22 protein-coding genes and 1 pseudogene are annotated in these 26,401 nt (G+C 61.9%); 1 reads left to right on the top strand and 22 read right to left on the bottom strand.

Going from position 1 to position 26,401, the window contains the following annotated elements:
* The first annotated feature begins 50 nt into the window (after positions 1-50).
* Complete coding sequence (locus tag LG373_RS00410; RefSeq protein WP_225748671.1) at positions 51-314, top strand: helix-turn-helix domain-containing protein; 264 nt, start codon at positions 51-53, stop codon at positions 312-314.
* 90 nt (positions 315-404) lie between these two features.
* Here LG373_RS00410 and efp read toward each other — a convergent pair whose 3' ends face one another.
* The 22 genes and pseudogenes from efp to LG373_RS00300 form a co-directional block, all read right to left on the bottom strand.
* Positions 405-965, bottom strand: a complete 561-nt coding sequence (gene efp / locus LG373_RS00405; RefSeq protein WP_114566546.1) for an elongation factor P — start codon at positions 963-965, stop codon at positions 405-407.
* Between the two features lie 416 nt (positions 966-1,381).
* Positions 1,382-2,542, bottom strand: coding sequence for a Xaa-Pro peptidase family protein (locus tag LG373_RS00400; protein ID WP_225748980.1), 1,161 nt, complete (start codon positions 2,540-2,542; stop codon positions 1,382-1,384).
* A gap of 132 nt (positions 2,543-2,674) precedes the next feature.
* Positions 2,675-3,085 (bottom strand): annotated as a pseudogene (gene aroQ, locus LG373_RS00395) (type II 3-dehydroquinate dehydratase); the annotation flags it as partial.
* Between the two features lie 3 nt (positions 3,086-3,088).
* Positions 3,089-4,201: a 3-dehydroquinate synthase gene (aroB, locus tag LG373_RS00390; RefSeq protein ID WP_225748670.1), complete on the bottom strand. Its 1,113-nt coding sequence runs from the start codon at positions 4,199-4,201 to the stop codon at positions 3,089-3,091.
* Positions 4,183-4,806, bottom strand: coding sequence for a shikimate kinase (locus tag LG373_RS00385; protein WP_225748669.1), 624 nt, complete (start codon positions 4,804-4,806; stop codon positions 4,183-4,185). The genes aroB and LG373_RS00385 overlap by 19 nt, the downstream gene beginning before the upstream one ends.
* Positions 4,803-5,975 (bottom strand): chorismate synthase, encoded by a 1,173-nt coding sequence (gene aroC, locus LG373_RS00380; protein ID WP_114566543.1) that lies wholly within the window; start codon positions 5,973-5,975, stop codon positions 4,803-4,805. Before aroC ends, LG373_RS00385 begins: the two co-directional genes overlap by 4 nt.
* 152 nt (positions 5,976-6,127) lie before the next feature.
* A complete protein-coding gene (locus LG373_RS00375) occupies positions 6,128-7,066 on the bottom strand; it encodes a shikimate dehydrogenase (RefSeq protein WP_225748668.1) in 939 nt (312 codons plus the stop codon).
* A gap of 2 nt (positions 7,067-7,068) precedes the next feature.
* Positions 7,069-7,659, bottom strand: a complete 591-nt coding sequence (locus LG373_RS00370; protein ID WP_114566596.1) for a YqeG family HAD IIIA-type phosphatase — start codon at positions 7,657-7,659, stop codon at positions 7,069-7,071.
* A gap of 30 nt (positions 7,660-7,689) precedes the next feature.
* The gene (gene mltG / locus LG373_RS00365; protein ID WP_114566542.1) at positions 7,690-8,847 is read right to left on the bottom strand and encodes an endolytic transglycosylase MltG; all 1,158 of its coding nucleotides are present in this window, start codon (positions 8,845-8,847) and stop codon (positions 7,690-7,692) included.
* A 10-nt stretch (positions 8,848-8,857) separates the two neighbouring features.
* On the bottom strand, positions 8,858-9,280 hold the full coding sequence (ruvX, locus tag LG373_RS00360; protein ID WP_114566541.1) for a Holliday junction resolvase RuvX: 423 nt from the start codon (positions 9,278-9,280) through the stop codon (positions 8,858-8,860).
* Positions 9,281-9,579: 299 nt separating this feature from the next.
* A complete protein-coding gene (gene alaS / locus LG373_RS00355; protein ID WP_216529052.1) occupies positions 9,580-12,228 on the bottom strand; it encodes an alanine--tRNA ligase in 2,649 nt (882 codons plus the stop codon).
* Between the two features lie 61 nt (positions 12,229-12,289).
* Positions 12,290-13,597 carry an AI-2E family transporter gene (locus LG373_RS00350; protein ID WP_225748667.1) on the bottom strand — a complete coding sequence of 436 codons (1,308 nt, stop codon included), beginning with the start codon at positions 13,595-13,597 and terminating at the stop codon, positions 12,290-12,292.
* A gap of 30 nt (positions 13,598-13,627) precedes the next feature.
* Entirely contained in the window at positions 13,628-14,416 is a 789-nt protein-coding gene (locus tag LG373_RS00345; protein ID WP_114566539.1) for a DUF948 domain-containing protein, read from the bottom strand.
* Positions 14,417-14,520: 104 nt separating this feature from the next.
* Positions 14,521-15,861 carry a replication-associated recombination protein A gene (locus LG373_RS00340; RefSeq protein WP_114566538.1) on the bottom strand — a complete coding sequence of 447 codons (1,341 nt, stop codon included), beginning with the start codon at positions 15,859-15,861 and terminating at the stop codon, positions 14,521-14,523.
* Between the two features lie 446 nt (positions 15,862-16,307).
* Entirely contained in the window at positions 16,308-17,777 is a 1,470-nt protein-coding gene (locus LG373_RS00335) for an ATP-binding protein (protein WP_114566537.1), read from the bottom strand.
* A 3-nt stretch (positions 17,778-17,780) separates the two neighbouring features.
* Complete coding sequence (locus LG373_RS00330) at positions 17,781-18,473, bottom strand: winged helix-turn-helix domain-containing protein (RefSeq protein ID WP_114566536.1); 693 nt, start codon at positions 18,471-18,473, stop codon at positions 17,781-17,783.
* A 666-nt stretch (positions 18,474-19,139) separates the two neighbouring features.
* Complete coding sequence (gene pstB / locus LG373_RS00325; RefSeq protein WP_225748979.1) at positions 19,140-19,880, bottom strand: phosphate ABC transporter ATP-binding protein PstB; 741 nt, start codon at positions 19,878-19,880, stop codon at positions 19,140-19,142.
* 121 nt (positions 19,881-20,001) lie between these two features.
* Positions 20,002-20,970 (bottom strand): phosphate ABC transporter permease PstA, encoded by a 969-nt coding sequence (gene pstA, locus LG373_RS00320; protein ID WP_216529049.1) that lies wholly within the window; start codon positions 20,968-20,970, stop codon positions 20,002-20,004.
* A complete protein-coding gene (gene pstC / locus LG373_RS00315) occupies positions 20,970-21,842 on the bottom strand; it encodes a phosphate ABC transporter permease subunit PstC (protein WP_114566533.1) in 873 nt (290 codons plus the stop codon). The genes pstA and pstC overlap by 1 nt, the downstream gene beginning before the upstream one ends.
* Before the next feature lie 30 nt (positions 21,843-21,872).
* Positions 21,873-22,772 (bottom strand): substrate-binding domain-containing protein, encoded by a 900-nt coding sequence (locus tag LG373_RS00310; protein WP_114566532.1) that lies wholly within the window; start codon positions 22,770-22,772, stop codon positions 21,873-21,875.
* A 283-nt stretch (positions 22,773-23,055) separates the two neighbouring features.
* Entirely contained in the window at positions 23,056-24,531 is a 1,476-nt protein-coding gene (locus LG373_RS00305) for an HD domain-containing response regulator (RefSeq protein ID WP_220149557.1), read from the bottom strand.
* A gap of 51 nt (positions 24,532-24,582) precedes the next feature.
* A complete protein-coding gene (locus LG373_RS00300) occupies positions 24,583-26,400 on the bottom strand; it encodes a histidine kinase N-terminal 7TM domain-containing protein (protein ID WP_216529047.1) in 1,818 nt (605 codons plus the stop codon).
* Position 26,401: the final 1 nt, after the last annotated feature.

Here is a 26,401-nt window from a genome sequence, read left to right as displayed (position 1 = left end):
CCATGAACGGCTCGAGCAAACAGAAGCGGACGGCGTACAAGGATCCCCTTGTGCAGCTTTACGCGTTCCGTTTGGGCAAGAGCCTTCGCGATCTGCGCAAAAAGCAAGGGCTTACGCAAGAGCGGCTTGCACTGATGATCGGCACCAAGCATTCGCGTATCAGCAACATCGAACGAGGCTGCGCGATACCAAGCTTCCCCGACGTGGTGAAGCTGTGCCGAGCGCTTGAGGTCGATCCGAAAGATCTGGCGGACGTCTCGACGCTCAAATGCTCCGAGCATCCCCTGCCTTCCGACGATCACGCACCCGTATGAGAAAAAGGGCGAGGTCATTGACCTCGCCCTTTTTCTCATACGGGGAGCTGAGATCCGAATCGGAATCTCAGCTCCTTCGCGAAAGACGCTTTAGACGCGCTTAATGAAGCGGCCGTCGCGCGTGTCGATCTGCAGGATGTCGCCAGGCTCGACGAACATGGGAACCTGCACCGTAGCGCCGGTTTCGAGCGTAGCGGGCTTAGAGCCGCCCTGCACGGTGTCGCCCTTGAAGCCGGGGTCGGTTTCGGCCACTTCAAGCTCCACGAACATCTGCGGCTCGATGCTGATCAGCTCGTCACCGGCATACAGCAGGCTGGCCTCGTCGTTTTCCTTGAGCCACTGCGCCGCGTCGCCCACGGTCTCGGCCGGGATGGCCATCTGCTCGAACGTGTCGTTGTCCATGAAGTTGAAGTCCGCACCATCGTTGTACAGGTACTGCAGCTTCTTCGTCTCAAGACGCACGGACTCAACCTTAACGCCAGCGTTGAAGGTGTTGTCGATAACGCGTCCGGTCTTGATGTCGCGCAGCTTCGTGCGGACGAAGGCGCCGCCCTTGCCGGGCTTCACGTGCTGGAATTCAACGATCGTGCACAGCTTGCCGTTGTACTCGATGCACATGCCGTTCTTGAAGTCGGCGGTAGAGATAGCCATTCTCGGTATTCCTTTCGTTCACGGGTCTCCGCTGCGTGCCGCGGGGCCCGATCAGCGTTCAAACTGGTTTATTATACTCATAGCATGCGTTCTTGGCATGCGCGTATCGCTCCCGTCAGAAAAAAATCAGGAGTTGCGCGGCAACGCGACCAGCATGCGCATCGGAGCGCTTTAAGGCCCTTGCGCGGCGGGACTTTGTCAAAACGAACGAGTTTTGCTGGTCCTCGAACAAGGATAAAACGCACCGTCTAGCCTGTGACCTGGGATATTAAAAAGAGCCTCGCGAAAAGCCTGCTTCAAAGGGTCGTCTGGACCCGCAAAACTCGCCTGTTTTGACAAGCCGGCACCCGGCCTGCCAAAACGGGAGACTGCGTCGGGGTCCACGCGCACGCTCGCACCCGATTCCAACCGTCCGGCTAGAGCACCACCGGATCGTGCGAAGAGCGCGTGAACACCTCGAACCCGGTTTCGGTGATCACGCCGAAATCCTCCAAACGCATGCCGAACTCGCCCGGCAGGTACACGCCCGGCTCCACCGTGACCACGTTGCCCGCCGCGAGCGGACGCTCATTGCGGGGAGACAGCACGGGTTCTTCATGCACGTCGATGCCCACGCCATGACCCAAGCCGTGACCCATCTTGCCAGCGAAGCCCGCTTCCGCCAAAACGCGCTCGGCAAGTTCGTGCGCCTCCTTGCCGGTAACGCCCGGCCCGAGAAGCGCCTCCACCTGCTCGTTCGCAGCACGAATAGCCTCGTAAGCGCTGCGCATGCGGGCATCCGGCTGCCCCAGGAACACCGTGCGCGTCATATCGGAGCAGTACCCGTAAGCCCGCGCGCCGAAGTCGAGCACCACGCACTGGCCCGCCTCGAGGCGGGTTGCTCCCGGTATCGCGTGCGGGCTGGCACCGTTCGGGCCCGTGGCGACGATCGACGAGAACGCCAAGCCGTCGGCACCGTGGCGACGCATGAAGTCCTCCAGCTCGATTTGAACCTCGCGCTCGGTCATGCCCACGCGCATGAACCCGACGATATGGGCAAACGCCGCATCGGTGACGGCCTGCGCGGCCTTCATGCGGGCAATCTCGGAAGCGTCCTTCACGGCGCGCAAGCCCAACACGAAACCGGACGTTTCACGCAGATCGACCGCGCTTTCCGCGAACGCCGATTCGAGCGCGCGGTAATTCGAAAGAGTCAGGGAATCCTCGATGCCCAGATCGAAACGGGGCGCTTGCTCGCATGCGCCTTCCTGCGATGCTCGGCCGCGACCCTTCTCCCGCAAAGCAGCTACGGATTTCGCCGCGAACTCGGCGTGCGTCGCACGCTGGGCGTCCACGACAATCGAGCCCTCGGGCAAAGCGGCGGCACGGGCAGCTTCACTGTAGCGCGAATCGGTATGAAGGACTGCGGCCTGCGGATCGACCAGCAGCGCATGGGCGCTCTCGTCGTCGAAAACGCCGTCGAACGCCGTCAGCCACGCGATGTTGGACGTATCGCGAACCAGAAACGCCCCCATGCGCTGGTCAGCGCACGCCTTGCGCAAGCGCTCGAGACGTCGCGCGGCGGCCCCTGGCTGCATCGGCGCGGCCGCGTCGGAAGCAGCCTGATCGGCCGCAGCCCGCTCCGTCCGGCCGCCCACGATCACCTGTCCGGCAGCGTAGCGATCCTGGTACCCTTCGCCCAGACGCTCGCACGCGCCTTCAAGCAGCACGTCGATGGCGTCGCAGTACCCCTTGAAGCCGCGACCCTTCACCTGAGCAACGCAAACGGGCGCGATCACCGACACGCGGCGAAACGGCTCGCGCGCATCCACGTCCGAGATATGCACCTCGACGCATGGAACGTCGATGCCGCCAACGGCATCGCGCAGCGCGTAGGAGTAATGGGTATGCGCGCCGGGGTTGTACACAATGCCGTCGTACGCGTCGCGGGCCGCATGAATCTTGCGAATGAGCTTGCCTTCGCTGTTCGATTGAAAGCAAGCAACCTCCACGTTGCGCTTCTTGCCGTACGCCTTCACTTCGCGCTCCAGGTCGTTGAGGGTATCGCGCCCGTACACCGACGGCTCGCGCACCCCCAGCATGTCCAGGTTCGGCCCGTTAACCACCAGTATCTTCTTCATGGTCTACCCCTTGCTTTTCGCCCAGGCGTTCAAATGCTCCAAGATCACGCTATCGGAAACGTCCATCAGTTCCCACGAACCCACATCGCGAGGCAGCACGAAGCGAACCTGTCCATGGCGCGCTTTCTTGTCCCGCTTCATAGCGGCCAGCATATCGCCAGGCTCGGCCGACCACGCAAGAGCCGGCAATCCCAACGCGTCAAGCAGATCATCTTGCGCTTGCACGAATTCCAAAGAAGCGCCCGCTAGATCCACCGCCAGGCGCGCGGCGAACCGCATGCCCTCCGCCACGGCCGCACCGTGCGAATACGTGCCGTACCCGGCTAAAGCCTCCACGGCATGACCCAACGTGTGCCCGTAGTTCAAGCACTCGCGCACGCCCTTGCTCTCCTGCTTGTCCGCGGCCACCACGTTGGCCTTGAACACCACCGATCGAGCGATGGCCTCTTCAACCGTGGCCTGATCGCGCGCAGCCAGCGCCTGCGCCGATTCGACAAGCCAGAAAAAGAACTCGTCGGACTCGATGACGGCCGACTTTGCGATCTCGGCGCATCCGCACGCCCATTCACGATCGTCGAGCGTGGACAGCACGGCGGTATCCGCGCACACGTACGCAGGCTGGTTGAACGTGCCGACCAGATTCTTGCCCGCCGCGAGGTTGACGCCGGTCTTGCCGCCCACGGACGAATCCACCATGGAGAGCAACGTCGTGGGAACCTGCACCACCGACACGCCGCGCATGTACGTCGAGCCGACGAAGCCGGCCAGATCGCCCACCACGCCGCCGCCAAGGGCAACCACCAGGCAATCGCGCCCCAAGGACAGCTGGGCCATGGCTTCCCAGATTTCAGCAGCCACCTCGACGGACTTCGAACCCTCGCCCGCCGCAACCGTCACGTCGCTCACGCGAAAACCCGCTTGGGCAAGCGCAGCCTTCGCATCGGCAAGGTAGAGCGGAGCCACGTTGTCATCGGTGACGACGAGCACGCGCTCCACGCGCTCGAGTTCCGGATGCTTCCGCACATGGACGCCCAGCTTGGCAAGCACCCCCGCACCGATGCGCACGTCGTACGGGCTTTCATCCGCAAGGTTGACCACTACTTTCGTTGCAGGCACAAGACGCCCTCCTTCTCAAGCGCAGCTTGCACCTCGCGGGCGATAGCTGCAACGCTTTTCCCAGCAGTGTCGATGGTAATGTCGGCGACTTCAGCGTACAGGGGCACGCGCTCCTCCGCCGTTTGGCGAGCGGACTCGATGTTTTGGAACAGCGGGCGGGTGGACGTGTCGCTGATGCGCGATTTCGCCTCGTCGGCCGTCACCTTGAGGTACACGACAAACCCTGCATCGTGCAAGATGGCGCGATTTTCCGAGCGCTTCACCACCCCGCCGCCGCATGAAACCAGCAGGGGGTCTTTGGCGGCAAGCTCGCGAAGCACGTCGGTCTCGATGTCGCGGAAGCCGTCCTCGCCCGATTCGGCGAAGATCTCCTTGACGCGCTTTCCTTCCCGACGCTCGAGGTACGTGTCCATATCCACCGACGCGACACCGCAGGTTCGCGCAAGGCGCCGTGCCACCGACGTTTTACCTGCGCCCATGAATCCCACGAAAAACACCGGACGGCAAAGCTGCCCCGCAACCCGGGGCCGCGAAGCAGCCGGACGCGAGCCGCCGGACGCGACGTGCGCATGCTCCCTATTGGTGCTCGATCCCCCGCCGGTCATCGGGACATCGTCCTCAGTCGCTGCCGATACGCCTTCACGGCAGCCTTGATGTCGGCCATGTTGTCGCAGCCGAACTTTTGCAGGTAGGCGTCGGCCAGCACGAACGACACCTCGCTTTCGGCCACCACCGCGCAAGCGGGAACGGCGCAGGTGTCGCTGCGCTCTTTCGACGCCTCCTCAACCTCGAGCGTGTCCAGGTTCACCGTCTCAAGCGGGGTCATAAGCGTGGGGATGGGCTTCATGGCGGCCGTCACGATAAGCGGCATTCCCGTGGTCATCCCGCCTTCCAAACCGCCTGCGTTGTTCGAGGTTCGCACGAATCCCGCCTTGCCGTCCAGCGCGATGGGATCGTGCACCTGCGATCCAACGCGGCGCGCCGCCTCGAAACCCAGGCCGAACTCGACGCCCTTGATGGCGGGGATCGAGAACAGCGAAGCTCCCAAGCGCGAGGTCAGGCGATCCTCCGCCGTCGCATAGCCCCCTACGCCGGGAAGCAGTCCGCGAACCACCACGCGAAACGTCCCGCCCAAGCTTTCGCCCGCGTCCTTCGCGCGATCTATCTCGGCCTTCATGGCCTGGGTGGCCACCTCGTCAGGACAGCGAACCTCGCTGGTCTCGATGGCGAGCGGCTTGTAATCCGCTGCGCTCATGAGCGGATCCGGCTCTTCGAAAACGGCGGATCCGATGGAGGTGACGTACGAGAACACCTCCACGCCCAAATCGGCCAAGAACTCGCGCGCAATGCCGGCGGCGGCCACGCGAGCCGCCGTCTCGCGCGCGCTTGCACGCTCCAAGATATTGCGACAGTCGTCGGTGTTGGTTTTGAGAGCGCCCACCAGATCCGCATGACCGGGGCGCGGGCACACTTCGCGCACCAGGTCAGACGGGGTGTCACCGAACGCAGCCATGCGGTCGGTCCAGTTCTGCCAGTCGCGGTTGCGCACCACGAGCGCGATGGGGGTTCCCAACGTGCGCCCGAAACGCACGCCCGACGTCACCTCGACGGTGTCGGTTTCGATCTTCTGACGCCCGCCGCGGCCGTAGCCCGCCTGACGCCGAGCCAAGTCGATGTTGATCTGCTTTTCGGAAATCTTAAGGCCGGCCGGCACGCCCTCCACGATAGCCGTGAGGCACGGCCCGTGGCTTTCGCCTGCTGTGAGGTATCTCATGGTGGTTCGCTTTCCGCGTTATTCTAAGTACGTTCATAGAATATTGTAGCGCACCAGTTCAGCAAGGCCGGCGAAAAGCGGGCGCACGTCGAGAAACGCCACGGCAAGGGAGCGAGTCCTTCGCGAAAGCCGCCTTCTCGGCCAAACGCTCGCTAGCAGTCAAACTCCGCGGCCTGCGCCATGATGTCGAACAGCTCGGCTTCTTCCAGCTTCACCTCGACGTCTGCAAGATCGCACACGGTCAGCACCGTGGCCACTGCCTGGGCCACCAGCATGCCCGACCCGTCGAGCACCGTGCACCCCGCTTCGCGCGCCGCAGCTACGAGCGCGGTTTCGCCATGCCCGTACACGGCGTCGAACACGGTTTGGGAGGGGCGCAGCAACGCGGTATCGAACGGCGCCGTATCGCCCGCCTTCATGCCCAAGGGCGTGGCGTTCACCACCAGATCGGCCGACGCAAGCGCCTTTTCCGACGTAGCGTAGCTACCGAATTTGAACGTGGTGCGCTCGTATGCCGTGCGGAAACTGCGATGATGCGGACGCGCGGGCGGCAGGTCGATCGTTGCCGTGGCCATAAGGCCAAACCGCTCGACGTACGCTTCGAGAGCCCGGCGCGTGCGCTCTTTATCGCGACCGACCAACAGCGCCACGTCCGCACCGGCCAACGAGCTTGCATGCAGGATCGACAGCGCCGTAGGGCCGGTGCCGCACACGGCCACGCGCTTGCCCGCAAAGCTGAAACCCGTGCGCTCCAGATAGGACACGCAGCCCTGACCATCGGTGTTGAAGCCGATCAGAGCGTCGCCTTTCCGCACCAGCACGTTGGCGCCCAGCGCCAGCTTGGCCGTTGCCGCCTGAGCCGTTGCCGCTTGGAAGGCAAGGGGCTTGTACGGCGTGGTGATATTGACGGAAAGGAAGTCGCGCGCATCCAGGAACGCCCGCGCTTCGTCGTCGGTGGCGCAGTCTTTCGGGAAGTACGTCCACGGCAGGCCCAGCCGTTCGTAGACGGCGTTGTACATGACCGGCGATTTCGAATGCGCGATAGGATGTCCCAACAGGTACAAGCTTTGCGGTTTCGTGGCCTCGGTCATGGCTATCCTTCCTTGTTCGCCGACTCTATGTTCGTTGGAACGTGCGCCCCGTTCGCCTTTTCGGCGGGATGCGCGGTCGAGGTCGAAGGCGTGCAGGCGCCCTCCGGCTTGCGATCCCCCATAACCAGACGCTCGAAATTGCGCAGCATAAGCGTGTGCGGCAGGTCCTGCTCCACCAAAGGAGCCAGCAAATACGCTTTCATGCCCATGAAGTGAGCCCCCAGCACGTCGGTGACCAGCTGATCCCCGATCACCACGGTTTGCGCACGCTTGGCTCCCAGCTTCGAAAGCGCGATCATGAACGCGGGCGGCAAGGGCTTGACCGCCTTCGCCACGATGGGCAGCGACAACCGCTGCGCCAGGTGATACACGCCCTCGTGCCAATTGTTCGACACCAGGCAAAACGAGATGCCCGCATCGCGCGCCTGGCCAAGCCACAGCCCCACGTCGCGCGGAACCTCGTGCGTATCGCGCGTGAGTATGGTGTTGTCAACGTCCAAAAAGACGTTGCGGTACCCCAACGCCAGAAGATCGCGATCGATATCGACCTTTGAAAGGCGCGAGAAGTATCTGTCGGGTTTCAAAAACGGCATGGTGGCGAATTCGTTTCAGCGGGCCGCAGCCTACGAGAACGTCTTTATGTGTTCGTCGTAGGTTTTGCTGAAGAAGTAGTTGCCGTCCTTGTCGAAGTAGAAGAAGAAATAGGTGCCCAGCGCCTCCTTATCAGGAGCCGTTACCGCCGTAAGGCAGTCAAGGCCCGGAGAGCAGATGGGCGTAGGCGGCAACCCCTTGTTGGCGTACGTGCTGTACGGCGTTTGGGCATGCACTTCTTCGGCCGTGGGATCGTGGCCCACCTCGTACGCAGTGGTGGCGTCGGACTGAAGGAAGCCGTAGCTGGGGTCTCCCTGCGTGGCCAAGCGGTTGTAGAACACGGCGGCAACCTGGGCGCGCACATGCTCGTCTCCACTGGATTCCTTCTCTACGATAGAGGCCAGCTTGACCGCATCGTAGATGGACAAGCCCTGCGACTGAGGATAGGACCAGTCGAGGTTGGCCGTTTCGGTTTGGAACTGGGTGAGCATCATGCGAACGATAGAGTCGGCCGTAGCGTCATCTCCCAAGCTGTACGTCTTAGGGAACAAGAAGCCTTCCAAGCTGTTCGTTCCGGCATCGGCCAAGAAACTGTAATCGGCAGCGTAAACGCTTGCGTTGGACGCAGCCGCCGTGAAGTCCTCCGCCGAAACGCGGCCTTCGGTTGCCGTCGCAACGGCGTTGGCGATGTCGGCAAGCTTAAAGCCTTCGGGAATGGTCAGGCCGCCGGTCATGACAGGCCCGGTTTCCAGGGCCTTGATGATGCTGTCAAGCGATGCGCCGCCCGCGAACGTGTACGTGCCCGGCTTAAGCTGGGACGCCGCGTTCAACTCGTTCACGCGCTTGGTGAACTCGCTTGCGCTCGACACCAAGCGAGCCTGAACCAGCTGGTCGGCGATAGCGGAAGCGCCTGATCCGTCGGCAACGGTGATCGTAGCTTCTTCGCCTTCGGCCAGCAGCTCGACCTGCGGACCCGAGCAGCTGTTGAACAGGGTGAGCACGCCCCATCCCAAACCGCCGAGCACGATGATAGCGAGGATGATCGCAAAGACGATGGGCGCTTTGCTTTTCTTCGGTCGGATATAGCTGGTATCGTACGTTCTAAATTGACGTTCGCCGCGAGCGTGCGCAGAACGAGCTGCATGGTTCGGTCGCTGCGAATACGTGACTTGCCTTTTCCGTGAGGGCATGGGCTGTCCTTCACCTTTCCCCGTTGCGGCGAGCATCGAGCCACGCCTGCAAGAACAAACTCGCGGCTATCATATCTATTTTGCCGCGCATGTCGCGTTCGCTCAAGCCCTTTTCACGCAAACTCCGTTTGGCTTCCTGGGAGCTAAGACGTTCGTCGGCGAACTCAACGGGAAGATCGCACGCCCTTCCGATGCGAGCGGCCGTCTCGCGGATGCGCGCCGCCTGCGGCCCCTCTGCCCCCGCCATCGTGTAGGGAAGCCCGCACAGCAACAGCTCCGGCTCCCAGTCCTCGAGCACGCGCTTGAACGACTTCGCTCCTCCAAGCACCTCGCTTGCCGGAAGCACGCACACCGGCGACGCAACCCGCTCACCCGGATCGCACACAGCGATTCCGATCCGCGTTTCTCCGATATCCAAGCCCATGATGCGCACAAGCGCTCCTATCCGTCGTTGAAGACCCTTTCGACTACGCGCCTGCGGCGCTCCGTCCATGATAGCGCCCCAAGCCGCAGCTCACGCGCAGGATGAAAAGGGCTTCTCCGGTTCGGGATGCGCCCCCGCCGCCACCGCGACCCTCGCCCCGCCCCGAGCGGCAGGCAAGACGCCTCGGACGCGAGCGGAAGGGACCGAGGCGCCCCTGCACGAGCACGGGCGCCCGTGCAGGGGCGCCCGTGCGAGCCAAGACTGGCTGAGCATCGGGCTCTTCCACCCGCGCCCAGCCAGAAAGCGTTTTACAGCAGCATCTCGCGCGCGGCATCGAGGGCCGCGTCGATGCCGGAAGCGTCCTTGCCGCCGGCCTGAGCCATGGCGGCCTTTCCGCCGCCGCCGCCCTTGATGTTCGAAGAGATAGCCTTGATCACAGCGCCAGCGTCGAATCCGGCAGCCACCGCTTCGGGAGTGCCGGCAGCCAGCAGAATGGGAGTGCCGTCCTTTTCGCCAGCGAGCACCGCAGCGCCCGGCGCAGCCATGCGCGCACGCAGAACATCCCAGCCGTTGCGCATCTGACCTGCGTCGGCTTCGCCCAGACGCCCGATGATAACCGGGTATCCGCCCTTGGCCGCAGCCGCGCTGTCGACCAGCTTCGTGATGCCGTCGTCGGCCACGGTCTGGCGATTGCGCTTGAGCTTGCCCTGCAGCTCCTTGAGCTGCTTCATGTTCGCAGCCGTACGCTCGCCCACGTCGAACAGTGGAACGCGCAGCTCTTCCGCCGTTTCCTTGAGCTCGGCCTCCACGCGGTTCATGTACGCCAAGGCATCGAAGCTGGTTACTGCTTCGATGCGGCGCAGGTTCGCACCCACGCTCGATTCGCTGGTCACCTTGATGAAGCCGATCTCGCTGGTAGCGGACACGTGCGTGCCGCCGCACAGCTCCTGGGAGAAGCCCTCGATATCGAGCACGCGCACGAACTCGCCGTACTTCTCGCCGAACAGCGCCATAACGCCCGCTTCGCGAGCCGAAGCCAGCGACGTCTCGTATGCGCGCACGGCGTGGTTCTCCATGACCTTCTGGTTGGCCAAGCGCTCGACTTCGGCGATCTGCTCGGCCGTCATGGCCTCGAAGTGCGTGAAGTCGAAGCGCAGGCGGTTTTCAGCCACCAGGCTGCCAGCTTGCTTGACGTGATCGCCCAGCACCTCGCGCAGCGCCCAATGTAGGATATGCGTAGCCGTATGGTTGCGACGGATGCGCTCGCGGCGCGGCACGTCGATGGCGGCGCGAACGGTGTCGCCCACCTGAATACGACCCTCCGGCGCGTCTTCCAGCATTTTCACACTATGCGCGATCAGGCCCTTTTCGGGCTCTTTCGTATCGAGGACCGCCGCCAGGGCATCGTTTTTCGCTAGCACGCCCGTATCGCCGATCTGACCGCCCTTCTCGGCGTAGAACGGCGTGACGTCCAACACCACGCGACCTTCCTCGCCTGCGGCGAGCGCATCCACTTGCTGCCCGTCCTTCACGATGGCCAGCACGCGCGCGTCGGCGTCGTTCTTCGTATAGCCCACGAACTCGGTGGGGCCTACGGCCTCCAAGATCTCGGCCATCACGCCGCCGTACGTGGACCATGCCGCCTCGGCGTCTTTCGTGTTGGCTGCACGGGCGCGGTTGCGCTGCTCTTCCATGCACACGCCGAACCCGTCCATGTCAACCTGAATGCCGCGCTCTTCGCACAGCTCGCGCGTAACCTCCACCGGGAAACCGTACGTGTCGTGCAGCGTAAACGCCTGATCGCCCGGCAAAACCGTACCCTCAAGCTCAGCAAGGGCGTCATCGAGGAAGGCACGGCCCTGACGCAGGTTCGCGCCGAAGCGCTCCTCTTCGGAGAGGATGATGCGGCCCATGAGCTGGCGGTTATCCACGATCTCGGGATACACGTGACCCATAAGGTTCACAATCTCGTCAACGTAATCGTTCAAGAAGGGCTTGTCCAGGCCCAGCAGGTGGCCCTTCATGACGGCGCGACGCAGCAAGCGACGCAAAACGTAGCCGCGGCCCTCGTTGGAAGGCAGGATGCCGTCGGCGATCATGAACGCCACGGCACGGCTGTGGTCTGCCATGATGCGCAAAGACAGGTCCGCCGCCGGATCCTCGCCGTACACGGTGCCGGTCAGCTTCTCGCCCACGGCCACCAAGCTGCGAAGCACATCGGTCTCGTAGTTGGACTGGACGCCCTGCATGATGGCGGCCATGCGCTCAAGGCCCATGCCGGTATCGATGTTTTTCTTGGGCAGCGGCTTGAGCGTGCCGTCTTCCTGGCCGTCGTACTGGGTGAACACGCAGTTCCAGTACTCAAGGAAGCGATCGCAATCGCAGCCCGGCGCGCAATCGGGGCTGCCGCAGCCGAACTCCTCGCCCTGGTCGAAGTAGATTTCCGAGCACGGGCCGCACGGGCCGGTAGGCCCAGCGCGCCAGAAGTTGTCCTCTTCGCCCAAGCGCGAGATATGGTCGTCGGGAACCCCGAGCTTTTTCCAGATCTCGATGGTCTCGTCGTCGTCCAAGAACACCGTGAAGTACAGACGATCGGCCGGAAGCCCCAGCACTTCGGTGGAAAACTCGTAAGCCCAGGCGCACATTTCCTCTTTGAAGTACTCGCCGAAGCTGAAGTTGCCCAGCATTTCGAAGAAGCTCTGGTGACGACCCGTGGTGCCGATGATCTCGATGTCGTTGGTGCGCACGCACTTCTGCACGGTCGTGGTGCCGATGTACGGAGCCTCCAGATGCTTCTGCTGCAGGAAGTAAGGCTTGAACTGCACCATGCCGGCACTCGTCAGCAGAAGGGACGGATCGTCCGGGATCAGGGACGACGAGGGCCAGCGCTTGCAGCCCTTTTCCTCGAAAAAGCTCAGGTACTTTTCACGGATCTCCGCGCTGGTCATGTACTTCATAGGGTTGTCTGTCTTTCTATCTTCGCCTGTCTTAAAGCCTGGCGCCGCGTACGGCCGACGCTCAGTGTTTCCTGTGGTGGCGAGCCCGATTGGAGGACTCGGCCTTGCGCTGCTCAACGCGTTCGAACGCCGCCGACACATCGGGGTGCGGCGAGGTTGCATCGGCAATGGGATCCAGCTTGCCGTCCAATGCGGGCGTTCCTTGGAAGAACACGCCGTCCTGGCTCACCAACGGGCGTCCCGTGCGCTTCTCGAAATAATACACGAAAACGGACTTCGCAACGGCCACGGCGGGAATTGAAGCTAGCATGCCCACGAGCGATCCCATGAATCCGCTCATGGCCCCGCCGATGGCGGAACCCGCCATCAACGCGATCAAGGTGAGTGCCGGGTGCACGTCCACGGAGTTCGCCATGATCTTGGGAGAGACGAACGTGTAGACGACCTGCTGGATGACGATAGTCGCCACCAGGGCGAACAGCGCGATCCACGGGCTGACGAACACGCCGACGATGGCGGCCAGGGCACCGCCCAGCCACGGACCCACGATGGGGATGATGTTGAGCAGACCGGTGATGCCGCCAAGAGCCGCGTAGTTGGGAACGCCCAGCACGCCGAACACGACGCCGCAGCCCGCGCCAATAATGGAGCACTGCAAAAGCGTGCCCTTGATGTAGCCGCCCATAACGCGGGTAAAGGTGACGTGAAGCATCTCAATGGTTTCCGCGTGCTTCGGACCAGCAAGGCGCATGCTCTCGCGACCGAGCGCCGGCAGCTCCATGAGGATCCAAAACGCAACGACCAGCGAAAAGCCGATGGCCACCAAGCTGTTGACCACGCCCGTGCCCACGGCCACCACGCCGGTTGCGCTGCTTTTCGCGAAGTCGGAGGCCCAGGTGCCCAGCGCATTGAGCGCATCTTCGAGGTAACGCTGGACATCGGCATTCGCAAGGATGTCGGAATACTGCGTGTACACGACGTTGCCCCAGGCGATGATGTCGTTGACGTACGTGGGGATGCTCTCGATAAGGTTGACGAACTGGTCGCCCACGCCGAACACCGGCGAGAACATGAGCAGGCACACCACGGCAAGCACCGCGAACATGAGGACGTAGGCGATCGTGGTCCCCCACATGCGCGGAACGCCCAGCTTCTCCAACTTGTTCACCGGGCCGCGCAGGCAGAACACAATGATGACCGACCAGAGAACAATGCCCACCGGCACGCTCAAGACGTTGAACAGGTACACGGCCACGCCGGTTAGCAGAATAGCACCGACCGCCGTCCATACCATAAGAAAGCTTCGTTTCGCTTTCTCGGTTTTCACGGCGGAATCAGCCGCTTCCAACTCGATCTTGGGTATATCCACAGGGCATGCTCCTTCGCGCGTCTGCCGATCCTAGCGATCCTGAGCGGACGCACCTTGAGAATCCGCAGACTGAGGGGCGCCGTCGTAAGTGAAGTACTTGGAAGCAGCTGCAGCATCCTCGTCGACGGAAGCGGTCACCGCATCGGCCATGGTGGCGGCGGTTTCGGCCGTCTTCTCGGCAACCGCCCTCTTGGCGGCCGCCTTCTCCTCGCGCTGGACGCGCTGCTCAGCCCGCTGTTCGCGCTGCTCGGCCACCGCTTCCTGCGTGGCTTTGGCTGCCGTGACGGCCGCTTCCTTGACCACCTGGGTTGCAGCGGCGGCGGTTTGCGTCACGGACGCGTTCGACGCCTGCTCGAACCGCGCGTCTTGCTCGGCCTTCGCCTGACCGAGCGCAACGGATTCGTCGCTGGCGCGGCGCGGCTTGAAGGCGCTGCGCACGCGGTTGGTAACGGAGTTCACCAGCTCCATAGGGGCGTTCGTCACCGTATCGACAGCCTCGACGGCAGAGGACACGGTGTCGGTGATCTCGTTTACGTCTTCGAGAATCTGATCGACTCGCATAAGCTCAAGGTTTGCGGCATCCACCGTCAGCGACACGCGGTCAACCAGCGGATCGACCTTCGCCGCCACCGGCTCCAAAGACGCGGTTATGCGCTCGACGCTTGCAAGGGTGGGCTCGACCTGCTTGTGCAGGTCCTCGACCGTCTGGCGCGCTTTGCGCACCGTCATAATCAACTCGACGGCCAGCCATACGAGAACCGCCCCGACGATCACGTAGACAACCGGCAACGCCACGTTGATAAGTTCGCTGAATTCCACGAGAAGCCTCCTGTTTCCGAAGCCTACACTATAGCACGATCGGTTTTGATTCTAACGAGACCACTCCGCCTTTCCACCCCTCGTTCACAGGAGTTGGAAATCGGTTACCTTTCGCGCGACGTGGGGTTTTCTCCTGAAGAAAGGCGATCCCGAGCAGCGGCTTCGCTGCGATACGCCTCCCATCCGCGGTCGCTGGAACGATAGAAGCACCCCCGCTCCAAGCCGTCGGGCAGGTAGCGCTGGGCAACCCACCCGCTTGGATAGCTGTGCGGGTACTTGTACACGCCGTACTGCTCCGATCCCGGACGGTGCCGATCGCGCAAATGGTCCGGCACGTTGCGCAGAGGGCCGTTGCGCACTTCGGCCAGCGCGGCGTCGATGCCAGCCTCGGCCGCGTTGCTTTTCGGGGCGAGGGCCAAGTAGATCGCCGCCTGAGCCAGGTTGATGCGGCATTCGGGATAGCCGATCACCTCGGCCGATTTGAACGCCGCCTCGGCAATAAGCAGCGCTTGAGGATCGGCGTTTCCAATGTCTTCGGAAGCAGCGATGAACATGCGGCGCGCAATGAACTTGGGGTCTTCTCCCCCGTCGATCATGCGGGCAAGCCAATACAGGGCGGCATCGGGGTCGCTTCCGCGCATGGATTTGATGAACGCGGAAATAACGTCGTAGTGCATGTCCTTGTTCTTGTCGTAAGGAAGCGCGCGATGCGGCGTGGCGGCACGCACAGCTTCCTCCGAAACGGTGGCCGGAGCCTTCGAGGTTCCCGGCTCCACCATGCCCGCCGCAAGCTCGAGCGTGGTGAGCGCAGTGCGCCCGTCCCCTCCCGCCAGGAGCACGATCGCCTGCAGCGCCTTGGCATCGAGCCGGTAAAGACCTGCCAGGCCCCGTTCGTCCGCAACGGCACGGTTCACCAGACGAACGATCTCCTCGTCGGACAGCCCGTGCAGCTCGACCACCCGGGAACGGCTGATCAGCGCCGAGTTCACCTCGAAAAACGGGTTTTCCGTGGTAGCGCCCACCAACACCACCACACGATCCTCCACCGCGTGCAGCAAGGTGTCTTGCTGGCTGCGGTTGAAACGATGGATCTCGTCGACGAAGAGGATGGTGCGCAGACCGCTCATGGACAAGCGCTTTTCGGCTGCGTCGATCTCGCGCCTGAGGTCCGAAACGGTTCCGCCGATGGCCGACACCTCCACAAACGTTGCCTTTGTGGTTTCCGCGATGACGTGGGCAAGCGACGTTTTGCCCGTTCCCGCAGGTCCGAACAGGATAACCGAGCTCAGGCGATCCTGCTCGATCGCGTTGCGCAGCCAGCTTCCCGGACCGACGGCCTCTTCTTGCCCGACCACTTCTTCGAGTGTGCGCGGACGCATGCGCACCGCCAGAGGCGCCACTTGGGACTTCCGTTCGTTCTCCATTGCTGTAAATAAGGTATCCATGGTTCGTATGGTACCATGCGAACGCTTGTTTGCCTAGAAGCTGCTTTTCGAATCAGGCTCTGCTGTTTTCGAGATCCTTTTCATGAAAATATATGTCAAGACTTTATTTTGCATTCGATGCCCATATACTCAAGTACAGGTCCTGCCCTCGAAGCCATACTTTGCGATGGACCGATGCTAATACACGAGGGAGCTCAAGATAGTGCGTGGAATGGAGATTCGCATCCGTCGATGCGAAAGCCAGGAAGCGAACTGCGAGCACCCACCTTTTGAGGTGGGTTCATCCTTCTGGCCGGGGGTAGGGCTTTCTTCTTGCAAAATCACTGACTCGGCAATCTTCTCGAGCGCGGAACCGCCCGCATCCTCGTGCGCCCCGCACGAGGATCAGTTCGACTTCCCCGCCCCGGCGCCAACCCCTTCAGCGTCGCCACCGGCCGCCTTCGACGCTATTCCGCCGGGAACCGAAGCACAAAGGTAGTCCCCTTGCCTTCGGCGCTTTCCACCGTGATCGTTCCCCCGTGGTGGATGACCGCGTGCTTGACGATGGCAAGGCCCAGGCCCGTGCCGCCCGTCTCCTTGGACCGGCTTTTGTCCACGCGGAAGAACCGCTCGAAGATCTTGTCGTGCATCTCCTCGGGAATGCCCGGACCCGTATCCGTCACCCGAACAACCGCCTGTTTCTGGACCAGGGGCTGGCCTTCGCTTGCAGCGTGGCGCTGAGAAGGGCTTTCGATCCGCCCCGTCCGCTCCGAAACGCGGGGAGCCTTCACCATTTCCAGCCCGACCGACATGGTCACGCTTCCGCCCTCATGGTTGTAACGAATACCGTTCTCGATCAGGTTGTAGAGCATTTCCTCTGCGAGCGTCTCGCTTCCGGCAATGCACGCGCGACCGCCCTCAACGCTCACGCTCACGTTCTGGTCGGCGGCAAAGCTGGACAAGCGCCCCGCCACGCGCTGCGCCACGCCGTGCAGGTCGATCACGGACGCGCCTTCTTTGCCGAACGCCGATTCGTCAAGCTTCGACAAGGTCAGCACGTCGTTGATGAGCGAGCGCATGGCCTGAGCCTCGTCGTAGATGAGCGCGGCGAACTTCTGGCGATCAGCCGGCTGCACCATGTCGTTCTTCATGAGCTCGGCGTAGCCGGAGATAACCTGCAAGGGAGTTTTCATCTCGTGGCTCACGTTGCTCGAGAAATCACGGCGCATGTTCTCCGCCTCGGCAAGCTCGCGGTTTTGCTGCTTGAGCTGGCGCTGCTGCTCGTCGATGCGAATAAGCAACGGGTCCATCTCTTCGTAGATCTCGTTTTCGAGCGGGCTGGAGAAATCGAGCGCATCGATAGGCTTCATGATGCGCTTCGTAAGCTCTTTGGACAGCAAGAACACCAAGGCCACGGCGATGACGAGCGCCACCAGAACCGGCATGAGCATGTCGCCCAGAAACGACAACAGCGAATGACGCGTCTCGGACAGGCGCACGAACGTGCCGTCGTCAAGCTTCACGGCCGCGTACACGGTGTCGGTTCCAAGCGTTTCCGAATAACGCATGGTCACGGCCTCGCCCGACTTCGCAGCCTCCTGCACTTCGGGGCGGTCGGCATGGTTGTCCATGTGCGACGTGTCGGCAGCGCTGTCGAAGAGCACCGTTCCGTCCGCGCTGATCAGCGTGTAGCGGGTCAGCCCCGAGAACTGCTCCTCGAGCGCAGGAAGGTTGGCCGACGTAGGCGTGGCGTTCAGATACGTGGCGGCGTTCTGCGCGTTCGCGGCGATTTCCGCCTCGGCGTCGTGCTCGTAGGACAAGTAATAAATGGTGGTCATGACCACGGCCAGCACCAAGATAATGCCCAACGTGAACGCAAGGACGCTCGAGAAGATTTTCCCTGAAAGGCTCTTCACCGTAAAATGCGTGGGACTCATAGCTTAAGAAGGCTGCTTGATGCAATAGCCAACGCCACGCACCGTTTTAATGCAGGAATCGGCGCCTTCGCGAACCGCCGAGAGCTTCTGGCGCAGCGTTTGGATATGAACGTCCACCGTGCGCGTCTCGCCCACGTACGTCATGCCCCACACGTCCTCGAGCAGCTGCCGACGCGACAGCACGTGCCCCGCGTTCTTCATGAGCGTATGCAGCAGGTCGAACTCCTTGAGCGTGAGCGTGACCGGCTGACCGTCCACCGACACCGTATGGGCCGAAACGCACAGCTCGATCGGGCCGCATGCCATGTCGTCATCGGGAATGACCGCCGGCGCGGAGGCGCGACGCATAAGCGCGTTCACGCGCGACACCAGTTCCATCATGCCGAAAGGCTTCGCCAGGTAATCGTCGGCGCCGGCATCGAGCCCACACACGGTATCGAACTCCGTTCCCTTGGCGGTAAGCATCATGACGGGCAGATGCTTCGTGCTGGCGTCCTCGCGCAGCATGTGCAGGATTTCCAACCCGTCGATCTCGGGCAGCATGATGTCCAAAAGAACCAGCTCCGGCACGCGCTCGCGGCAGGCTGCGAAGAACTCGCCGGCCGCAGCGAACCCCTCGGCCTCGAATCCCGCCTGCTTGAGCGCGTACACCGTAAGGTCGCGGATGTTGGTATCGTCTTCTACGTAGTAAATCATTGATGGCTCCCGGGTGGCAGCTTCGGTCGTTTCGGCCCATTGTAAAGCAGCGTGCTTGCCAACGGGGCAACGAGCGAGTCAAATTTGCGTAAAGTGGTGCAGGGGTCATGCCCTCGGCAGCTCGCCGAACCCCAAGGTCGCCCCACGGCGTCCGCGCAGCCGAGCGGGACGAGGTTTGCGAACGGGCAGGAGGCTCTTCTGGCGGCGGAAACCTCCGAACTTGGCGCGGAATCGCGGGTCTGCGCTCTTGGATAAGCGCCTTCAGCAACCGCCGAATCCGTCGAGCTTCGATGACCTGGCCTGTTGATGCAAGCGCTCAAAATAACCGCAAGTAATGGGCTGCTCAAGGAGCGCAGGCCCGTGATTCTGTACCAAGTTTTGCGGCATCCGCTGTCGAAACGGCCGAGCAGCCCGAGGGTCCCGGCGCAAAAAGCTCGCGGCGTCCACGGCAGAGCCGACGCCGGGACCCGCGCAGGGGCGAGACGGTCCTTGCGATCGAAAGCGGAGTAGCCGCACGCGGGTCACCTCCGCACGAGGCAGCCCCGCAAGGGCGGCCCCTCCGCACGCGGGTCGCCTCCGCACGAGACGCCCTCGCGCGGGCGTCTCGCCCCCACGCGAAAGGCGGCCGGAACGCCCAATCGCCGGCCGCCTCGCACGCCGCTCGGCCTAGCCGAACCGCCCAGCGACGTAGTCGGCAGTGCGAGGATCGTTCGGGTTGGTGAAGATGTCGTCGGTATCGCCAGCCTCCACCATCTCGCCCAGCAGGAAAAACGCCGTTTTGTCGGACACGCGCAGCGCTTGCAGCATATTGTGCGTAACCATGATGACGGTGTACTTGCTTTTGAGCTCGCCTACCAAGTCCTCGATCTTGGCCGTGGAGATGGGGTCGAGCGCGCTGGTGGACTCGTCCATGAGCAGCACCTCGGGACGAACGGCGAGCGCACGGGCGATGCACAGGCGCTGCTGCTGTCCGCCGGACAAGCCCAGCGCGTTCTTCTTCAGGCGATCTTTGAGTTCGTCCCAGATGGCGGCGTCGCGCAGGCTCTGCTCGACGATCTCGTCCAGGTCGGCACGGTTTTTGACGCCGTGCGTGCGCGGCCCGAACGCCACGTTGTCGTACACGCTCATAGGAAAGGGATTGGGCTGCTGGAACACCATGCCCACGCGGCGGCGCAGGTTGTTCACGTCGATGGAACGGTACGCGTCCTCGCCGTCGAGGGCGATCTCGCCTTCAACGCGACAGCCCTCCACCAGATCGTTCATGCGATTGAGCGACTTGAGCAGCGTGGACTTGCCGCAGCCGGACGGCCCGATAAGAGCCGTCACCTGGTTCTTGGGAAAATCCAGGTTGATGCTTTTCAGCGCATGGAAGTCCTTGTAGTACAGGTCAAGGTCGCGCACGCTCATTTTGGCGGGAGCGTTGGACGGCGCCTTGGCCTTCGCGCGACGGTCCGCAGCCTGACCTTGAGCGGTGGGCATGTAGGTGGGGTTGACGATCACCTGATCGGCGGTCTTTTCGAGCGTGGCATTAATCATCTTTGCCTCCCTTGTTCATCTTCTTCGCGGCGAAGGTGGCCATCAAGTTGAGCAGCACCACCATGATCAGCAAGACCACCGCCGTAGCGTACGTTTCGTTCACGTGCAGGCCCTCGCTGGCAAGCACGTACATGTGCACGGCCAGCGTGCGCGTTGAATCGAACACGGCCATGGCGCCCGCATCCAGGAAATTGGGGATCTGAGCAATGGAGCCCGCCGTGAAGATAAGAGCCGCCACCTCGCCGACGCAGCGGCCGAGCGCCAAAATAACGCCGCCCAGAATACCCGGAACGGCCGTGGGCAGCACGCAGCGAAACACCGTGCGCAGGCGACCGGCCCCTAAGCCGAAACCGCCTTCGCGATAGGCGTCGGGAACGGCCAGCAGCGCCTCTTCGGTGGTGCGCATGACCACGGGAAGCACCATGATGGCCAGCGTGCACGCGCCCGCCATAAGGGACAGCCCCCATTGCAGGGCCGTCACGAAGAACAGCATGCCGAACAAGCCGTAGATAATGGAGGGAATGCCCTGCAACGTTTCGGTGGTCGTGCGCACGATCTGCACGAACCTGCTGCCGCGCTTCGCGTATTCCACCAAATAGATTGCCGACCCCACGCCGACAGGCACCGCCATGACCAGCGAAAGACCAGCCATGACCAGGGTGTTCACCAGCGCCGGCATAAGCGAGACGTTATCGGACGTGTACTCCCATGCGAACAGGCTCGGCGTGAGGTACGGTACGCCGTTCACCAGAATATAGCCCACCAGGAACAAGAGCACCGCGGCTGTGACCAACGCGCCCAAGTACACCACCCAACGCAGAAGGGCGGATACGATGCGGCGGGTTTTGCCATGGCGGGTTTCCGCGGCTGCGAACAAGGCGTCGATGCGGTCGTTTGGATTGGACGGCGCAACGGGGCTCGCATCGCCGGATTCGTAGGCAATAGTCAATTTCGGTGCCATTACCTCATCTCACCCCGCTTCTTGATGACGTTGAACAACATGGTGATGAGCAAGACGAACACGAACAGCACCACGCCGGTGGCAACAAGCGCACCGCGGTGCAGATCGGCGGCGTAGCCCATCTCCAGCACGATATTCGCCGTCATGGTGCGCACGCCGCTGAATATGCTCTCGGGAATGAGCGTTTGGTTGCCGGCGACCATGATGACGGCCATGGTCTCGCCGATGGCGCGGCCCACACCCAGCACCACCGCGGCCATGATGCCGGACACGGCGGCGGGCACGATAACGCGAAACACCGTACGTTCATGGTCCGCGCCCAGAGCAAGCGCCCCTTCGTAGTACTTCTTGGGAACGGCGTCGAGCGCGCTTTGCGCGACGGTGATGATAGTGGGCAGGATCATGATGCCCAGAAGCACGGCAGCCGCCAGCAAGGACAAACCGTTGCCCGGAGCGTCGGCCGGGGCGTTAGCGCGAATGAACGGCACGATGATCACCAGGCCGAAGAAGCCGTACACGACCGACGGAATGCCCGCCAAAAGCTCCACGCCCGGCTTGAGCACCGCCGCGATCTTGCCGCTGGCGAAGCGGGACAGGAAGATGGCGCACAGAAGCCCCGTAGGGACGCCCACCACCATAGCGCCCGCCGTTACGTATACGCTGCCCACGATCATGGGGAAGATGCCGTAGATATCGTTGGCCGGACGCCACGTTGTACCGAAGAGAAATTCCGGAAGGCCGATCTGCGCGATAGCCGGTACGCCGTTCGCAAAAAGGAAGACGCAGATAAGGGCCACCGCGAGGATCGAGATCCCCGCGGCAGCTACGAACAGCGCCTTCGCAATGCCTTCTTTGATGTGTACGCGAGACATGCGAGTCCTACTCGATTACGTCGCTCGCCCTTAGGCCAGCGCGTCTTCCCACGTGGTCAGCTGGCCGGTGTAGATGCCCTTCACCTGATCGGAAGTAAGGCCGTCCACCGTAGAGCCGTTGTTCACGATGATGGCGATGCCGTCCTGCGCGATGACCGTCGCCTTGACGCCGGTCTCGGAGTCCTTCAGCTCACGGGAGACCATGCCGATGTCGCAGGTGCCTTCCGTAGCCATGTTGACGCCGGTGGTGGAATCGGACTGGTTCACCTCGATGGTCACGCCGGAGTTGAGCGCCTTGTAAGCCTCGGCCAGCTTCTCCATGACCGGAGTCACCGAAGAAGAGCCCGCGATGACGATCTTGCCGGACTTGCCGGAAGCCTTGTAGGCGGAAGCGCTGTCGGCAACCGAGATAAAGCCGTTCTCTTCGACGACCTTCTGGCCGTCAGCGCTCATGATGTAAGCCACGAAATCCTGAGCCACGTCGGACAGGCCGTCCTTCGTCACGATGTTGAAGGGACGGGCAACCTTGTACTCGCCGCTCTTCACGTTTTCGGCCGTGGGCTGGGCGCCATCGATGTCAAGGGCCTTCACCGTGTCGTTCAGGGAACCCAGAGAAATGTACCCGATGCCGTTCTTGTCGCCGGACACGGAAGTCATCATGACGGACGTGGAGTTCGTGATGGCCGCCGAAGGCGTGGTCATGTCAACCTTCTTGCCGCTCGAGTCCTTCTCCTCGATGCCAAGCAGCTCGACGAACGCGCCGCGCGTGCCAGAGCCGTCCTCGCGCGAGTACACGGAAACCGCGCCCGACGGAGACGACGAGCTTTCGCCGTCAGCCGCACCGCCGTCGCCCGACGCGCAGCCGAACAACCCGAACAGACCCAGCGCCAGCGCCGCCGCGCTCACCGCCATAACCAAACGCTTCTTCATGCTCTTCCTTCCTTCGATGCGCCCCTCGAGCGCATTGCTCGTTGCAGTAGTACGGGCCTTCCGGCCCGTTGCAAAGAACATGATGAAGTTGAAGCATCAAAGGAATGTCGGATGCGGGTTAAAACTCTGTAAAGTTTATCGTTTGCCCAGTTCAGAATTACAATTACTTAATTACGCACCAAAGCCGACATCCAGGTGAACCGGCGCGCCCGCCCGCCTGCCAGAAGGCCGACGAGCACGGCGCGCGCCTGGATACGCCAGCAACGCCGCGCGCCAAAGCAAGCTAACGACGCACGATGTGCAAGATTCTCGGCTGCGTCTCGATCAGGCGAAGCATGCAATCGACCACGGAGGGATCGAACTGGGTGCCCGCGCCGTCGCGCAGCTGCTGCACCGCATCTTCGAACGAAAGATGCGCCCGATACTGGCGATCCGAGGTCATGGCATCGAACGCATCCGCCACCGCGATAATGCGCGCGTTCAGCTCGATGTCCTGACCGGCGATGCCGTCAGGATAGCCCCGTCCGTCGTAACGCTCGTGATGGTGCCTGATCACGGGCACAATGCTCTCGAACATCGACACGGCCGACAAGATCATGGCTCCCTTCATGGGATGACGCTTGATCTCTTCGTACTCGGCATCGTCGAGCGTGTCGGTTTTGAGCAGGATATCGTCGGCGGTCCCGATCTTGCCGATGTCGTGGAACAGGCCGGCCACCCGCAGCTCTTCGAGCGCATCGGCGTCGAACCCGTACGCTCGACCGATCTCCACCGCCAAGGCCGCCACGCGATCGGAGTGGCCGCGCGTGTACTCGTCTTTCGCGTCGACCGCCAGGCGCAGCACCTCGACCGTATCCATGTACCGCTGCTTGAGCTGCGCGTACGTGTCATGCAGTTCTTCGTTTTTGATATTGACGAGCGAATGCAGAAACGCGTTGCTGATAGACGATGCAGCTTGATGGGCGTAAATCTCCAAAAGCTTGATGCCGTACTCGCTCGACACGTTGCGCGCGTAAATCACCCCGAGCGAGCGCTTCTGCTCGTCGCACAGCGGCAGCACCACGCCCTCGGGAGCATGCACGAGCGCGCAATCCGTGCGCGCGCGGCCGACGGCCTCCATGAGATCGTGATCCAAAAGGCTGGTGAACGAATCCACCGAGCCGCGGTACGCGCCGATGCCGCAGAAGATGCTCTTGCGCTCTTGAGAGCCCGTGCCCGCCGCAGGATCGAACGACTCGGGCAGCTCGTCTATGAGAATGAACGCGTCCTCGCCGTTGACCAAGGGCAGGATCTGACGAAGAATCTCCTCGAGTATGTTGCCGATGGGCTGAAGCTGGTAGATTTTGGGGACGGCGCCCAAAATGCTGTTGAGCCCTTCCTGGAACTGCTTTATGGTGCGCATCTGGCTGATGGACTTGACGCCGGATTCCACCAACAGCTGCAGCTGGTCGGTGCGGTCGCTTTTCTCGCAATACGCCTGAATAGCCAAAGACTTGAGCGTGCTCACCGGCGGCGCAAGCTCTTTATGCCCGGTCAGAAGAAGTATGTACAGCTCGTAATCGGTCTTGCGAATGCGCTCGACCACCTCGTCGCCGTGAATGGGCTGCATAAAATAGTCGAGGATGAGCAGGTCGTAGTGCTCGCGCTCAAGCTCCTCGAGCGCTTCAAGCGGATTGGTGAACCCCTTGCACCAGTATCCGCTGCGATTCACCATGGCAACAACGGTGTCGATGATCCCCTCTTCGTCATCGACGACCATAATACGGTATTCCTCGGAAACCTCCCGACTACGCCGCTTGCGCATACAATGCTACCCTCGCTTTCCTGCCAAAGGAATCTGAATGAAGAACGTGGTGCCCGCGCCCGGCTGTGTTTCGAACCACATGCTGCCGCGGAACATGCCTTTTACCGTACTGTAGGACATGTACAGGCCAAGCCCGGTCCCATGCTTGCCCCTTGTTGTCGTCATCTCTTTGAACAGGAGCTTTTGAACGTCGGGCGCAATGCCCGCCCCTTGATCGGAAACGGAGAACCGCACGCCGTCCTCGACCGGCTCCACGTTCAGCTTAATCGTGCCACCGTCCCCATTATACGCATGGATGGCATTGTCGATGACGTTATCTAGAATCTGGACAAGACTGTTCACGTCGCCGAACACCACCTGCTCACGATTGACGTTCACCTCGGTTTCCAGCGTGCATCCGCCCTTCACGAGCGAATGCTGCATGAGTATCTGCGTTCGCTTCAGCACCTCGCCAACGGTGAACGGATGCGAGGAGTCCTCGCTGAATTGGGCTGCCTGCCCCTTGACGGTGGATATGATGTCGGACATGTACGAAAGCTGGATCTTCATCTTCGCAAGCCACTCGTCCATATCGCGAGCGATCTCGCGATGGTCGTCGTCGGTAACCTCTTGGTCCCCTACCGAGTCGCGATACTCCGACACCAGCCATTGCACCTGGTCGATTCCTCCCGAAATAGCCAAAATGGGGCTTTTGAGATTGTGCGCGATCCCGCCGATCATCTGCCCGAGCGAAGCCAAGCGCTCCCGCTCAAGCAGGATGTCTTGATTGTCGCGCAGCGCCTGCAGGTCAAGCACGTGCTGCGTGACGTTTTTGAACAACAGCACGAGCGCCGGATACGACAAGCTCTCCGACAAAGGCGTGTACTCAACCGTGTAGAACAAAGGACCTTCGCCCGTTTCGACGGCAAGGTCGGCCGTTTGCAAACGGCCGGACTCGAAGGCAACCGCAGTGTTCCAACGAACGGAGACAACCTGGTCGGCGGACAATCCCATGCCGATCAGCAAATCGTCGAGCTTCGCTTTTTTCTGGGCGCTCGATCGATCGTAGAACTGGCGCGTGAACGATTCGTTGCAATCGAGCATGCGGAGTTCGCGATCGATGACCACGAAACAGTCCGAAATGCGATTGATGACGGTTTGCGTGGCAATGGGAACGGTTTTAAGGAAGCCGAATCGAAACAGCGACACAATGTAGAGCAGCACGGTGATGGTGAACGCAACCGGCGTAGTGTACACGTAGAAGCCGGGGACGTGCAGCGTGTAGCAGATGTTCGTGACCGTGGGAATAAGCGCAGCCGCAACGTTGAGCAGCGCCTGAAGCGAAAGCACGCCCGAGGTTTTGATGGCGGTATAGCACAGCAGCCCCATGCCGGTGAACAGGCACGCGTACGAATACAGGGCGTAGAACACGAAGTACGGTCCCTGCACGTACCCCACGCCCGGCGTGTACGAAAGGTAGAAAAGATGGTGGAAGTCGTTCGTGAATATCACAACCATCGTGATAACGGGAAACACGAACAGCAGCCCGTAAGCCCTCGAAAAGCCTTTGAAGCTTTTCTGGTACGCCAAACCCAGCAGCAGCATGGTGACCGGCACAAATGCGGCCCCAAAGTAGGCGAAGTTGTCAACGAACACGGAAAGCCCCGGATCGGCGGCAACGTACTTGCCGCCGAGCACCGCCGTATTCCACACGATCAGCTCGATGATGATGGTGATGAACAGGTAGTGAAGCGTTTTCTTCTCTTTGGCGAACGCCACGTAGCACAGCATGGCGACCAACGCGATGAGAACCACCGTCAACACGATTGCGGAAGCAGCGTCCACG

This window comes from Paraeggerthella sp. Marseille-Q4926 (genome assembly GCF_916618935.1).
GTDB lineage: Bacteria > Actinomycetota > Coriobacteriia > Coriobacteriales > Eggerthellaceae > Paraeggerthella > Paraeggerthella hominis.
The sequence above is the reverse complement of the archived record's forward strand: the minus strand, read 5'-3'. Positions and strand labels throughout refer to the sequence as shown.

Bases quoted from the DNA above. Each gene is read 5' to 3' on its own strand.
- efp (WP_114566546.1), bottom strand. From the start codon at position 965: ATGGCTATCTCTACCGCCGACTTCAAGAACGGCATGTGCATCGAGTAC.
- LG373_RS00400 (WP_225748980.1), bottom strand. From the start codon at position 2,542: ATGCAGCCAGGGGCCGCCGCGCGACGTCTCGAGCGCTTGCGCAAGGCG.
- LG373_RS00385 (WP_225748669.1), bottom strand. From the start codon at position 4,806: ATGACCGGCGGGGGATCGAGCACCAATAGGGAGCATGCGCACGTCGCG.
- aroC (WP_114566543.1), bottom strand. From the start codon at position 5,975: ATGAGATACCTCACAGCAGGCGAAAGCCACGGGCCGTGCCTCACGGCT.
- LG373_RS00375 (WP_225748668.1), bottom strand. From the start codon at position 7,066: ATGACCGAGGCCACGAAACCGCAAAGCTTGTACCTGTTGGGACATCCT.
- LG373_RS00370 (WP_114566596.1), bottom strand. From the start codon at position 7,659: ATGCCGTTTTTGAAACCCGACAGATACTTCTCGCGCCTTTCAAAGGTC.
- mltG (WP_114566542.1), bottom strand. From the start codon at position 8,847: ATGCCCTCACGGAAAAGGCAAGTCACGTATTCGCAGCGACCGAACCAT.
- alaS (WP_216529052.1), bottom strand. From the start codon at position 12,228: ATGAAGTACATGACCAGCGCGGAGATCCGTGAAAAGTACCTGAGCTTT.
- LG373_RS00340 (WP_114566538.1), bottom strand. From the start codon at position 15,861: ATGGATACCTTATTTACAGCAATGGAGAACGAACGGAAGTCCCAAGTG.
- LG373_RS00335 (WP_114566537.1), bottom strand. From the start codon at position 17,777: ATGAGTCCCACGCATTTTACGGTGAAGAGCCTTTCAGGGAAAATCTTC.
- LG373_RS00330 (WP_114566536.1), bottom strand. From the start codon at position 18,473: ATGATTTACTACGTAGAAGACGATACCAACATCCGCGACCTTACGGTG.
- pstB (WP_225748979.1), bottom strand. From the start codon at position 19,880: ATGAGCGTGCGCGACCTTGACCTGTACTACAAGGACTTCCATGCGCTG.
- pstA (WP_216529049.1), bottom strand. From the start codon at position 20,970: ATGGCACCGAAATTGACTATTGCCTACGAATCCGGCGATGCGAGCCCC.
- pstC (WP_114566533.1), bottom strand. From the start codon at position 21,842: ATGTCTCGCGTACACATCAAAGAAGGCATTGCGAAGGCGCTGTTCGTA.
- LG373_RS00310 (WP_114566532.1), bottom strand. From the start codon at position 22,772: ATGAAGAAGCGTTTGGTTATGGCGGTGAGCGCGGCGGCGCTGGCGCTG.
- LG373_RS00305 (WP_220149557.1), bottom strand. From the start codon at position 24,531: ATGGTCGTCGATGACGAAGAGGGGATCATCGACACCGTTGTTGCCATG.